Source organism: Variovorax sp. W2I14 (genome assembly GCF_050435205.1).
Taxonomy (GTDB): domain Bacteria; phylum Pseudomonadota; class Gammaproteobacteria; order Burkholderiales; family Burkholderiaceae_C; genus Variovorax; species Variovorax paradoxus_C.
In genome coordinates this window covers 6,616,783-6,629,482 of sequence record NZ_JBNDJX010000001.1, presented here as the reverse complement: position 1 = coordinate 6,629,482, position 12,700 = coordinate 6,616,783, and the positions used below count along the sequence as shown (strand labels likewise).

Here is a 12,700-nt window from a genome sequence, read left to right as displayed (position 1 = left end):
ACCAGCGCCCGCCATGCCCGCCTATTCCTTCGAAGCCATCGATGCCAGCGGCCAGTCGCGCGAAGGCGTGCTGGAAGCCGACACCGCGCGCAGCGCACGCAGCCTGCTGCGCGCGCAGGCGCTGATTCCGCTGTCGGTCAAGCCGGTCGGCAGCGACCACATCAACGGCACCGGGCAGCGCAGCAGTCTTTCGCGCTGGCTGGGCGGCGGCAAGCGTGTCTTCAACTCGACTGGCCTTGCGGTGTGGACGCGCCAGCTCGCGGGCCTCGTCTCGTCGGGCCTGCCGCTCGAACGCGCGCTCACGGCCCTCACCGACGAAGCCGAGTCCGAGCCGCAACGCAACCTCGTCGCCTCGCTGCGTGCCGAAGTCAATGCGGGCTCGCCCTTCGCGCGCGCGCTGTCGGCGCACTCGCGCGAGTTCTCGCCCATCTACACCGCGGTGATCGGTGCCGGCGAGCAGAGCGGCAACCTCGGCCTCGTGCTCGACCGCCTGGCCGACGACCTCGAAGAACGCCAGGCGCTGCAGCAGAAGCTGGTCGGCGCGGCGCTGTACCCGGCCATCGTCACGCTGGTGGCGATCGTGATCGTGATCTTTCTCGTGAGCTACGTGGTGCCGCAGGTGGCGCAGGTGTTCGCGGGCACCAAGCGCTCGCTGCCTTTTCTCACCACCGTGATGCTCTCGCTGAGTGCGGGCGTGCGCAACTACGGCTGGTGGATGCTGGGCGGCGTCGTGCTCTTCGCCATCGGCGTGCGGGTGGCGCTGGCGCAGGAGGCCTTCCGCCTCAAGTTCGATGCGGCCTGGCTCAAGCTGCCGTTGGTGGGCAAGCTCGCGCGCGGCTACAACGCGGCGCGTTTTGCGAGCACGCTCGCGATGCTGGCGACGGCCGGCGTGCCGATCCTGCGCGCGCTGCAGGCCGCCGCCGAAACGCTCAGCAACCGTGCGATGCGCGCCGATGCGCTCGACGCGCTGGTGCTGGTGCGCGAGGGCGCGCCGCTCGCTTCGGCGCTCGCGCAGAAGAAACGCTTTCCCGGCCTCGTGTCGATGTTCGCGCGCCTGGGCGAGCAGACCGGCACCCTGCCGCTGATGCTGCAGCGCGCGGCCAACCAGCTGGGCGCCGAAGTGCAGCGCCGCGCGATGCACCTGGCCACCATCCTCGAGCCGCTGCTCATCGTGGCGATGGGCGGCGTGGTGATGCTGATCGTGCTGGCCGTGATGCTGCCGATCATCCAGCTGAACCAGTTCGTCAAATAGCGGGAGAGTCGCGCCATGGCCAACCGGAGCTACCTGTTCGCAAGCCCCTTTGTTCCGGGCGCGGACGCTGCGGGGAACGATCCGAAACAGCTCAAGGGCCTCTCGGAGTGCAAGTACAACATCCCGCTGGTCTACCGGCTGCTGGTGTCGGCCGACGTGCAACGATGCCGCTCGCTGATCTGGTCCATGCCCGAACCCACGGCGCTCGCGGGCCGCGCCGGTGCCGGCATCGACCGGCTCGAACAGTTTCTGGCCCGCATCGACCACCCCGCCATCGCGCCGATGCGCGACCAGGCGCTCGATTTCCTGAACCGCCACGCCGACCGCAACGGCTACATCTTTCTGGAGTGCGCCGAGGTGCTCGGCATGGACGACACGCCGCTCGACACGCAGGCCGCGAGCCTGCTGCAGGGTGTGCAGAACATCGACGCCGAGGTCGAGGCGGCCCTGGCTCAGCTGGCCCCGAAAAAAAAGAGCTTCTGGGACCGCGTCTTCACGCCCTCGCAGGAGAGCATCGAGGCGCCGCTGCGCGACCTGGGCCTGGGCTACTGGTCGAATACGCTCTATTTCTCGCTCGACGACGCGCTCGACGACGCGCCCGACGACGCCACCTGAACTGCCTCCCACCATGCCAGTCACTCTCGAAGACAAACTCGTGGTCGCGATTTCCTCGCGCGCGCTCTTCAACCTCGAGGAAGAAAACCGCATCTTCGAGGCTGGCGACAACGAGGGCTACATGAAGCTGCAGCTCGACCGGCTCGACGTGCCCGCCGCACCCGGCATCGCGTACTCGCTGATCCGGAAGCTGCTGCGCTTCAACGACGACGGCGTGCAGCGCGTGGAGGTGGTGATCCTCTCGCGCAACGATCCGGTCTCGGGCATGCGCATCTTCAAGTCGAGCGCGGCGGCCGACATCAAGCTGCAACGCGGCGTGTTCACGCAAGGCCGCCCGCCCTTCGGGTATCTGCGCCCGTTGCGCGCGCACCTTTTCCTTTCCGTCAACGCACAGGACGTGCGCGAGGCGCTGGTCGCGGGCTTTCCGGCCGCGCGCGTGCTGGTCGAATCGGTGAAGGCGAGCGATGCCTGGCCCAACGAAGTGCGCATCGCCTTCGACGGCGATGCGGTGCTGTTCTCCGACGAGGCCGAGCGCGTGTTCCAGGCCGAGGGACTCGACGCCTTCCAGGCCCACGAACTCAGCAAGGCCGACCTGCCGCTGCCCGAAGGCCCGTTCAAGCCGCTGCTGATGGCGCTGCACCGGCTGCAGATGGCGGGCAATGCGCAGATGCGCATCCGCACCGCGCTGGTCACCGCGCGCAGCGCACCGGCGCACGAGCGCGCGATCCGCACGCTGATGAACTGGAACATCCGCGTCGACGAAGCGATGTTCCTCGGCGGCCTGCCCAAGGGCGAGTTCCTGCGCGAGTTCGAGCCTGATTTTTTCTTCGACGACCAGACGGGTCACGTCGATGCGGCCTCGCGGCATGTGCCTGCGGGGCATGTGTCGAGCGGGATCAGCAACGAAGGCTGACCCTCACGCGTCGGCCCCTTGCAGGGGAGCGACGCCTGCGGCCCGGCAATGCCGGTTCCACGACATCTCCAGAACGAAGCCCACCCGCTTCCTTGAGCGTTGCTTCGTGCGTCGTCACGCGCACGACTTCGCTCTGTCATCCCGCATTCATTGCGGCGTAACGCGCGCTTCTTAGCCTCGCTGTCTGTTCGGTGCGCAGTGCCCTCGTGGCACTTTTTTTTTGCCGCACCGGCGTCCATCCCTCCGACAGACAGACACACCGGCTTCCTCCGATGCGCCCGACCACACCTTCGCACGCCGCGCATTTCGCGCGCTGGCTCCTGCCCCTCGCCACCTCGCTCGCGCTTGCCGCTTGCGGCGGTGGTGGCGGCGGCGGTGCTTCCTTCCCCCTCGTCAATGTGCCGCCGGCCAGCAGTGGCGGCAGCAATCCGCCTGCATCCGGTACCAACGAGGGCAAGAGCGGCCCGAAGGCGCTCGTCGTGGAGATCGATGGCCTCACACATGCGGCCCTGCGCGACGCCATCGCGCAGAACAAGGCGCCGGCATTGCAATCGATGCGCGTGGCGCCCGCATGGACCGGCGGCGCTAACGGCACGCCGAGCGAACAGCGCACCACCGACGGCCCGGGCTGGGCCACGCTGCTGACGGGCACCTGGGTGACGCGCCACGGCGTGCGCTGGGACACGACCGACCAGCGCATCGATGCGAAGCTCGCGCCTTCGATCTTCGCGCTCGCCAAGCAGAACAAGGCGGCCGGCTACAAGACCGCATCGGTCACGGCCAATGCGCTCTATCCGCGGTTGCTGGCCACCGAGAGCGGCACCATCGACGGAGCCGTCGATTGCGCGGGCGCCGATGCCTGCGTGACCGAGCGCACCGCGCAGTTCATCGACGCCGGCTACGACCTGACGGTCGCGCAGTACGGCGCACCGGCGGCGGCCGCCGACAGCGGCCTGAAGAGCGACGCCTACCAACGCGCGATTTCCGACACCTCGGCCGCCGTCGGCCGGCTGCTCGCGCGCATCGCGCAGCGCACGGCCAACGATGCGAAGGAAGACTGGCTCGTCATCCTCACCACCGGCCACGGCCTGGACGCCTTCGGCACCGCCTCCGGCCTGCAGGCCGTTGACAACAAGACCATCTTCATCGCCAGCAACAAGACGCTGGCCGCCCTGCCCGGAACAGGCACCGCCGCACCGGCGGACACCGCGCTGCTGCAGCTCGCCGCGGCGACCGACATCGCACCGACCGTGCTGCGGCACCTCGGCGCCCTGCCGAGCTCGGAGGCCTACAACTTCAACGGACAGGCGCTGCAGGCCGCCACGTCGTTGCGCAATCTCACCGCCAAGGCGGGCGCGGACAAGAACAGCATCGAACTCTCGTGGACGCTCGCGGGCGCTGCGACGGCGCCGGTGCAGGTGCTGCGCGACGGCAAGCTGGTCGCCACGCTGCCGGCGGGCTCGACCGCGTACGCCGACCCCATCGTGGCCGACGCGGACGGCGTCTACACCTACCAGTACACCGTCGTTGCCGGCGAAGCCAGCGTCGCGCTCGCCGCGCAACTCGCCTACGTGAAGCCCGCCACGCTCGCGCCCACGCTGGCGAACGGCCTCGTCAACTACTACCCGCTGGACACGCTCCCGGCCGCGGACCCGAAGAACGCCTCCACCCTCGCGCCCTGGGCGGCCGATGCCGACGGCGGCACATCGGTCGACGACGGTTTCAAGCTTCCCTACAAGGTCAAGGCGCTGCGTGTCGACAGCACGGTGAAGAACGCGAGCGGCTCGGCCGGCTACCGCCTGCTGCAGACCACCGACGTGGCCACCAACCCGGCCGTCACCGCCTACACCCTCGGCTTCTGGGTGCGCACCGACGCCACCTGCAGCCAGGGCGTGAGCAACGGCGCCTCGATGCTCGCCAACAAGAACTACACCACCGGCGCGAATGCGGGCTTGGCCATCGGTCTCTTCGGCAGCTGCGAGATCCGCTTCAACGTGGGCGCCGGTGGCGGCATCCGCGCCGACAGCAACGGCTACGGCCTGAGCGCAGGCCAGTGGGCCTACGTGGCGGTCGTGATCGACAAGGCCAACCTCAAGCTCACCGGCTACGTGTTCGATTCGGCCCGCGCCATGCAGACCGGGAGCGCCACGCTCACGAGCGCGCTGGTCGCGCAGCTCGGCGGCCTGAAGAACGGCATCGGCCTCAATGAAGACGGCACCGGCCAGTACTACCAGCGCGAGACCAGCTCGCCGCGCGGCGCCATGGACTTCAACGAGTTCGCCATATGGAATCGCGCGCTCACCACCGACGAGCTCACCAGCATCTTCAAGTCGGGCCAGCCGCTGATGTTGCTGCTGCCCTGAACCGTCCCCCGCTCACCTCCCACAACGAACGACTCAAGAGATCTCCATCATGCGAATTCCATTCCTTGCCCCGCGCCTTGTGCCCGTGCTGTCCATGTTGATCGTGGCCTCTGCCCTGTCCGCCTGCGGTGGTGGCAGCGGCGGTGGCGGCTTCGCCGGCCTGCCCGTTGCTGGTACGCCGCCCACCACCCCACCCGTGACGACCCCGCCCGAAACCGGCGTCGCCCCCGTGAAGAGCTGCGCGCCCTGAAAGAGAAAGTCCACGCCATGAACCAGAACGACAAGCCCACGAATTCGCGCCGCAAATTCCTCACCGGCACCGCAACCACCGGCGCTGCCGCGCTCGCGCTCTCGGCCTTTCCACCCGCCATTCGCCGTGCGCTCGCCATTCCGGCCAACAACAAGACCGGCACCATCCAGGACGTCGAGCACATCGTGATCCTCATGCAGGAGAACCGCTCGTTCGACCATTACTTCGGCACGCTGATGGGCGTGCGCGGCTTCGGCGATCGCTTCACCATTCCGCTGCCCAAGGGCATGAATGTGTGGCAGCAGAGCGATGCCTCGGGCAAGCCGATCCTGCCCTACCACCTGGACAGCCGCAAAGGCAATGCGCAGCGCGTGAGCGGCACGCCGCATTCGTGGAGCGATGGGCAGAACGCCTGGGACGGCGGGCGCACCTACCAGTGGCCTCGTTACAAGACCAATGCGTCGATGGGCTACTTCAAGGAGACCGAAGTCGCCTTCCAGTTCGCGCTGGCCAACGCCTTCACGCTTTGCGACGACTACCACTGCAGCATGCACACGGGCACCAACTCGAACCGCATGTTCCACTGGACCGGCACCAACGGCCCTGGCGGCCAGCTGGCCAGCGGTGCGGGGGGCGTCGCAGGCGTGGCCACCGTGAACAACGAGTGGGACTCCATCGACAGCTCGGCGACCGGCTATGAATGGAAGACCTACCCCGAGCGCCTGCAGGAAGCCAAGGTCAGCTGGATCGTCTACCAGAACATGCCGGAGAACTTCGGCGACAACCCGCTTGCGGGCTTCAAGCAGTACCGCCTGGCCAACGAGGCCTCGGGCAAGCCGGTGAGCAACGACGCGGCCTCGCCGGTGTACGACCCGGCGAGCGACGACGCGGGCAACCCGCTCTACAAGGGCATCGCCAACACGATGGGCGACGGCGGATTCCTGGAGCAGTTCCGCCAGGACATCAAGAACGGCAAGCTGCCGCAGGTGTCGTGGATCATTGCGCCCGCCACCTACTCCGAGCACCCCGGCCCGTCGAGCCCGATCCAGGGTGGCTGGTACATCCAGGAAGCGCTGGACGCGCTCACCGCCGTGCCCGACGTGTGGAGCAAGACCGTGCTGCTCATCAACTTCGACGAGAACGACGGCTACTTCGACCATTACCCGTCGCCGGCCGCGCCCTCGATCAATCCCGACGGTTCGATGGCCGGCAAGACCACGCTGCCCGAGGCCGACCTCGCCGTGGAACGCTTCAACCACCCGAAGCCCCCGGGCACGAGCAGCCAGCCCGCGCCCGATGGACGCGTCTACGGCCCCGGCGTGCGCGTGCCGATGTACATCGTCTCGCCGTGGAGCCGCGGTGGCTGGGTCAACTCGCAGGCCTTCGACCACACCTCGGTGATCCGCTTCATCGAGACGCGCTTCGGCGTGAAGGAGCCCAACATCTCGCCGTTCCGGCGCGCGGTGTGCGGCGACCTCACCAGCGCCTTCAACTTCGCGACACCCAACACCGAGGCGCTGCCCACGCTCGCGGGCCGCACGACCCGCACCGGCGCCGACAAGACGCGCAGCGACCAGGAAGCCCTCGCGCAGGTGCCGCTGCCGCTCGATCCGCAACTGCCGCGCCAGGCCACCGGCATTCGCCCCTCGCGCGCACTGCCCTACGAGTTGCATGTGAGCGCGCGCGCCGATTCGGTGAGCGGCAAGATCCAGCTCCTGTTCAAGAACAGCGGCAAGGCCGCGGCCGTGTTCCACGTCTACGACAAGCTCAACCTCGACCGCCTGCCGCGCCGCTACATGGTGGAACCCGGCAAGTCGCTGGACGACGCCTGGAGCCCGATGACCGACAACAGCGGCTTCTACGACCTGTGGGTGCTCGGGCCGAACGGCTTTCACCGCTACTTCAAGGGCGACCTCAATGCGCTGCGCACGAGCGGCGCGAATCCCGAAGTGCGCGTGTGCTACGACATCGCCAACGGCAACGTCTACCTGGAGATGCTCAACGCCGGCACGAACCCCGCCAGGTTCACGGTGCGCGCCAAGGCCTACCGCAACGACGGCCCCTGGGGTGCCACGGTCGCCGGCGGCGCCAAGGCCGAGCAGCTCTGGGTGTTGGCAAGCAGCGGCCAGTGGTACGACTTCGCGGTCACCTGCGATGCCGACCCGGCCTACTACCGCCGCTTTGCGGGCCGCGTGGAAAACGGCAAGCACACGGTGAGCGATCCCGCCATGGGCCTGGCCGACCTCTGAGCGTGGCACCCGGCAACCGCCCCATGAACTCACGCCGCAAATTCCTCACGGGCACCGCCACCACCGGTGCCGTCGCGCTCGCGCTCTCGGCTTTTCCGCCGAGCATCCGCCGTGCCCTGGCCATTCCGGCCAACAACAAGACCGGCACGATCATGGACGTCGAGCACGTCGTGATCCTGATGCAGGAGAACCGCTCGTTCGACCACTACTTCGGCACCCTCAAGGGTGTGCGCGGCTTCGGTGACCGCTTCACGATTCCGCTGCCCAAGGGACTGAACGTGTGGCAGCAGAGCGATGCCTCGGGCAAGCCGATCCTGCCGTATCACTTCGACAGCCGCAAAGGCAATGCCCAGCGCGACGGCGGCACGCCCCACGACTGGAACGACAGCCAGAACGCGTGGGACAACGGCCGCATGTACCAGTGGCCGCGCTACAAGACCAACAAGGCGATGGGCTACCACAAGGAAGCCGAGGTTCCCTTCCAATACGCGCTGGCCAACGCCTTCACGATCTGCGACGCGTACCACTGCGGGATGCACACCGGCACGGACGCGAACCGCTCCTTTCACCTCACCGGCACCAACGGACCGACCGCGCAAAACGTGGCGTTCGTGCGCAACGAGTGGGACTGGATCGAGGGCAAGCCCGCCTCGGCCAACACCGGCTACACGTGGAAAACGTATGCCGAACGCCTGGAGGACGCAGGCGTCAAGTGGATCAGCTACCAGAACATGCCCGACGAATGGGGCGACAACATGCTGGGCGCGTTCCAGCAGTTCCGCCAGGCCAACCTCGCCTCGGGCTTTCCGGTGTGCAGCGGCGGCGCGCCGAACCAGCCTTACGCAGACACCGGCCAGGCATTGCCGTATCACGCCTACGACGCAGCCTCGGACAACGCAAGGAACCCGCTCTACAAGGGCGTGGCCAACACGCTGCCGGGCACGCGCCCCGAGGAGTACCTGGACGCCTTCAAGCGCGACATCCGCGAAGGCAAGCTGCCGCAGGTCTCGTGGATGAACGCGCCCTCGATCTACTGCGAGCATCCCGGGCCGTCGAGCCCCGTGCAGGGCGCCTGGTTCCTGCAGGAAGTGCTGGATGCGCTCACCGCCGTGCCCGAGGTGTGGAGCAAGACCGTGCTGCTCATCAACTTCGACGAGAACGACGGCTACTTCGACCACGTGCCCTCGCCCTCGGCACCATCGCCCAACGGCGACGGCACCTACGCCGGCAAGACGACGCTGCCCGATGCGGCCCTGGGCGCCGAGTACTTCACGCATCCGGCGCCGGCCGGCAGCAGCAGCCAGCCCAAGCCCGACGGCCGCGTCTATGGCCCGGGCCCGCGTGTGCCGATGTACGTGATCTCGCCGTGGAGCCGCGGCGGCTGGGTCAGCTCGCAGGCCTTCGACCACACGTCGGTGATCCGTTTTCTGGAGACACGCTTCGGCGTGAAGGAGCCCAACATCTCGCCGTTTCGGCGAGCGGTGTGCGGCGATCTCACGAGCGCCTTCAATTTCGCGACGCCCAACACCGAGGCCCTGCCCACGCTCACCGGGCGCACGACGAAGGCCGATGCCGACAAGCTGCGCAACGACCAGCAGGCGTTGCCGCAGGTGCCGCTGCCTCTCGACCCACAGCTACCGCGCCAGTTCACCGGCACGCGGCCTTCGCGCGCGCTGCCTTACGAGCTGCACGTGAGCGCCAAGGCCGACACGATCGGCGGCAAGGTGCAACTGCTGTTCTCGAACACAGGCAAAGCGGCTGCGGTGTTCCACGTCTACGACAAGCTGAACCTCGACCGGCTGCCGCGCCGCTACATCGTGGAGCCCGGCAAGACGCTCGACGATGCGTGGAGCGCGATGACCGACAACAGCGGCTTCTACGACCTCTGGGTGCTGGGACCGAACGGCTTCCATCGCCACTTCAAGGGCAACCTGAATCGCCTGCGCGCGGGCGACGCCGCAATGCCCGAAGTGCGCGTGTGCTACGACATCGCGAACGGCAATGTCTATGTGAGCATGCGCAACGACGGCAAGAATCCTTGCCGGTTCACCGTGCGTGCGAAGGCTTATCGCGACGACGGCCCGTGGACTGCAACGGTGAATGGCGGTGCCACCACCGACCAGCACTGGGAGCTCGCCGAGAGCGGCCAGTGGTACGACTTCGCGGTGACCTGCGATGCCGATGCCAGCTACTACCGCCGCTTCGCGGGCCGCGTGGAAACCGGCAAGCACACGGTGAGCGATCCGGCGATGGGGTTGGCCGATCTCTGAGCCTGTGCGGACAGCAGTGCTTGTGCGCGCGCCGATTCATGGCGCGCGCACAAGACGCCGTGCCGGTGTGATCACGCGCTGAAAAAACAACGGCGCACAGCGCGCAACGTAGTCCGAAAGATCGCAAACATTCCCGGTCGTTTCGCTCTCTTACACCTCGTCCCCTGCGGTTCATGGCGTTGTCATCGCCGATTTCTAGCCTTGGTTCTGGCGGCCTTCACGACTCTGCGTGAAGTGCCGCACAGCAACTCCAAGAGGATCTCACCCGATGCAACTTCCTTCTTCTTCCGCGCGACTTGCACCCGCATTGATCGTGGCCTGCGTGCTCTCCGCCTGCGGCGGCGGCAGCGATGGCGGCGGCTTCTTCGGCGGCCTTCCGGGCGCCGGAACGCCACCGACAACGACGCCACCCGTCACAACGCCGCCCGACACCGGCGTGAAGCCCGAGATGCGCTGCGCGCCCTGATCGCACAATGAGAAACACCAAGAACAACACCATGACCTCACGCCGCAAATTCCTCACCGGCACCGCCACCACCGGCGCCGCCGCCCTCGCGCTCTCGGCCTTTCCGCCGAGCATCCGGCGCGCCCTGGCCATTCCGGCCAACAACAAGACCGGCACGATCATGGACGTCGAGCACGTCGTGATCCTGATGCAGGAGAACCGCTCGTTCGACCACTACTTCGGCACGCTCAAGGGCGTGCGTGGCTTCGGCGACCGCATGACCATTCCGCTGCCCAACGGCCTGGCCGTGTGGCAGCAGCTCGACGACACCGGCAAGCAGGTGGTGCCCTATCACCTCGATGCGACCAAAGGCAATGCGCAGCGCGTGAGCAGCACGCCGCACACCTGGGTCGATTCGCACAATGCATGGGACGGCGGTCGCCTCTACCAGTGGCCGCGCTACAAGAAGGTGAACAACAAGGCACCCTTCACGCAGTCGATGGGCTATCTCACGGAGGCCGAGCTTCCGTTCCAGTTCGCGCTGGCCAACGCCTTCACGATCTGCGACGACTACCACTGCGCGATGCACACCGGCACGCACGCCAACCGCTCGTTCCACTGGACCGGCACCAACGGCCCCAACAGCTCGGCCGGTGGCAACCAGGCCTACGTGAACAACGTCAACCCGTGGAGTTCGACCGGCCCTTCGACCGAAGGCTACGAGTGGAAGACCTATGCGGAGCGCCTGCAGGAAGCCAATGTCAGCTGGATCGTCTACCAGAACATTCCGAACAACTACGGCTGCAATCCGTTGCTCGGCTTCAAGCCCTACCGCAAGGCGAACGAGGCTTCTAGCAAACCGGTGAGCACCTCGCTGCCGCAAGGCGCATCGCCGGCGTATGCACCCGGCGACGATGCCGGCAACCCGCTCTACAAGGGCACGGCCAACACGCTGCCGGTGGCCGACCAGGCGGCCTTCGATGCGGGCGCGATCTTCGATGCGTTCCGCGCCGACGTGAAGGCCGGCCGCCTGCCGCAGGTGTCGTGGGTCATTCCGCCGGACGTGTACTCCGAGCACCCAGGCCCTTCGAGCCCTGTGCAGGGTGCCTGGTACATCCAGGAAGTGCTGGACGCGCTCACCGCGGTGCCCGAGGTGTGGAGCAAGACGGTGTTCATCGTCAACTTCGACGAAAACGACGGCTACTTCGACCACGTGCCCTCGGCTTCCGCGCCCTCGCCCATTCCCTCGGCCGACCCGAGCGTGAAGGCCTTCGCGGGCAAGACCACGCTGCCGGATGCGGACCTGAGCTACGAGTACTTCAACCACCCGAAGCCGCCGGGCATGACCGCGTCGCAGCCCACGCCCGACGGCAACGTCTACGGCCCGGGCATGCGCGTGCCGATGTACGTGATCTCGCCGTGGAGCCGCGGCGGCTGGGTCAACTCGCAGACCTTCGACCACACCTCGGTGCTGCGTTTCCTCGAAGCGCGTTTCGGCGTGAAGGAAACCAACATCAGCCCGTTCCGCCGCGCGGTGAACGGCGACCTCACGAGCGCCTTCAACTTCGCCACGCCGAATGAAGAAGCACCGCCCACGCTCGCGGGCCGCCGCAGCAAGGCCGAGGCCGACCAGGTGCGCGCCGCGCAGGACGCACTGCCGCAGGTCACGCCGCCGGGCGACGGCAAGCTGCCCGTGCAGGTCACGGGCACGCGGCCGTCGCGCGCGCTGCCTTACGAATTGCATGCGAGCGGCAAGGTCGACACGGCCGGCGGAAAGGTGCAACTGCTGTTCTCGAACACGGGCAAGGCCGCCGCCGTGTTCCACGTCTACGACAAGCTCAACCTCGACCGCCTGCCGCGCCGCTACATGGTGGAAGCGGGCAAGTCGCTCGACGACACCTGGGCCGCGGCTGCCGACAACGCCGGCAAGTACGACCTGTGGGTGCTCGGGCCGAATGGCTTTCATCGCCACTTCCAGGGCGACCTCAACACCGTGCGCGCGGGCGATGCGGCGGTGCCCGAGGTGCGCGTGTGCTACGACATCGCCAACGGCAATGTGTACCTGAGCATGCGCAACGACGGCAAGGCCGCCTGCAAGTTCACCATCCGCGCCAAGGCCTACCGCGACGACGGCCCATGGACCGCGACAGTGAACGGCGGTGCCACCGTCGACCAGCATTGGGAGCTTGCAGCGAGCGGCCAGTGGTACGACTTCGCGGTGACCTGCGATGCCGATGCGAGCTACTACCGCCGCTTCGCCGGCCGCGTGGAGACCGGCAAGCACACGGTGAGCGATCCCGCGATGGGCATGCCCGACCTCTGACCTCCCGGGAGCGCGAGCTC

General features: G+C 67.5%; 9 protein-coding genes. All 9 read left to right on the top strand.

What is annotated here, in order from left to right; translation table 11 throughout:
* The first annotated feature begins 13 nt into the window (after nucleotides 1-13).
* Nucleotides 14-1,252, top strand: a complete 1,239-nt coding sequence (gspF, locus tag QF040_RS30880; RefSeq protein ID WP_013539617.1) for a type II secretion system inner membrane protein GspF — start codon at nucleotides 14-16, stop codon at nucleotides 1,250-1,252.
* 15 nt (nucleotides 1,253-1,267) lie between these two features.
* Nucleotides 1,268-1,867 (top strand): hypothetical protein, encoded by a 600-nt coding sequence (locus QF040_RS30875; RefSeq protein WP_429614117.1) that lies wholly within the window; start codon nucleotides 1,268-1,270, stop codon nucleotides 1,865-1,867.
* 13 nt (nucleotides 1,868-1,880) lie between these two features.
* Nucleotides 1,881-2,780 carry a 5'-nucleotidase gene (locus tag QF040_RS30870; RefSeq protein ID WP_198789233.1) on the top strand — a complete coding sequence of 300 codons (900 nt, stop codon included), beginning with the start codon at nucleotides 1,881-1,883 and terminating at the stop codon, nucleotides 2,778-2,780.
* A gap of 272 nt (nucleotides 2,781-3,052) precedes the next feature.
* Nucleotides 3,053-5,143, top strand: coding sequence for a LamG-like jellyroll fold domain-containing protein (locus QF040_RS30865; RefSeq protein WP_429614116.1), 2,091 nt, complete (start codon nucleotides 3,053-3,055; stop codon nucleotides 5,141-5,143).
* Nucleotides 5,144-5,192: 49 nt separating this feature from the next.
* Nucleotides 5,193-5,393 (top strand): hypothetical protein, encoded by a 201-nt coding sequence (locus QF040_RS30860; RefSeq protein WP_429614115.1) that lies wholly within the window; start codon nucleotides 5,193-5,195, stop codon nucleotides 5,391-5,393.
* A 17-nt stretch (nucleotides 5,394-5,410) separates the two neighbouring features.
* Nucleotides 5,411-7,642, top strand: a complete 2,232-nt coding sequence (locus QF040_RS30855) for a phosphocholine-specific phospholipase C (RefSeq protein WP_429614114.1) — start codon at nucleotides 5,411-5,413, stop codon at nucleotides 7,640-7,642.
* A gap of 23 nt (nucleotides 7,643-7,665) precedes the next feature.
* Nucleotides 7,666-9,912, top strand: coding sequence for a phosphocholine-specific phospholipase C (locus QF040_RS30850; RefSeq protein ID WP_429614113.1), 2,247 nt, complete (start codon nucleotides 7,666-7,668; stop codon nucleotides 9,910-9,912).
* A 268-nt stretch (nucleotides 9,913-10,180) separates the two neighbouring features.
* Nucleotides 10,181-10,378, top strand: coding sequence for a hypothetical protein (locus QF040_RS30845; protein WP_429614112.1), 198 nt, complete (start codon nucleotides 10,181-10,183; stop codon nucleotides 10,376-10,378).
* Nucleotides 10,379-10,409: 31 nt separating this feature from the next.
* Nucleotides 10,410-12,680 (top strand): phosphocholine-specific phospholipase C, encoded by a 2,271-nt coding sequence (locus tag QF040_RS30840; protein ID WP_429614111.1) that lies wholly within the window; start codon nucleotides 10,410-10,412, stop codon nucleotides 12,678-12,680.
* Nucleotides 12,681-12,700 lie beyond the last annotated feature (20 nt).

Excerpts from the sequence above, each read along its gene's own strand:
- QF040_RS30860 (WP_429614115.1), top strand. The coding sequence starts at position 5,193 with ATGCGAATTCCATTCCTTGCCCCGCGCCTTGTGCCCGTGCTGTCCATG.
- QF040_RS30855 (WP_429614114.1), top strand. The coding sequence starts at position 5,411 with ATGAACCAGAACGACAAGCCCACGAATTCGCGCCGCAAATTCCTCACC.
- QF040_RS30850 (WP_429614113.1), top strand. The coding sequence starts at position 7,666 with ATGAACTCACGCCGCAAATTCCTCACGGGCACCGCCACCACCGGTGCC.
- QF040_RS30845 (WP_429614112.1), top strand. The coding sequence starts at position 10,181 with ATGCAACTTCCTTCTTCTTCCGCGCGACTTGCACCCGCATTGATCGTG.
- QF040_RS30870 (WP_198789233.1), top strand. The coding sequence starts at position 1,881 with ATGCCAGTCACTCTCGAAGACAAACTCGTGGTCGCGATTTCCTCGCGC.
- QF040_RS30865 (WP_429614116.1), top strand. The coding sequence starts at position 3,053 with ATGCGCCCGACCACACCTTCGCACGCCGCGCATTTCGCGCGCTGGCTC.
- QF040_RS30875 (WP_429614117.1), top strand. The coding sequence starts at position 1,268 with ATGGCCAACCGGAGCTACCTGTTCGCAAGCCCCTTTGTTCCGGGCGCG.
- gspF (WP_013539617.1), top strand. The coding sequence starts at position 14 with ATGCCCGCCTATTCCTTCGAAGCCATCGATGCCAGCGGCCAGTCGCGC.
- QF040_RS30840 (WP_429614111.1), top strand. The coding sequence starts at position 10,410 with ATGACCTCACGCCGCAAATTCCTCACCGGCACCGCCACCACCGGCGCC.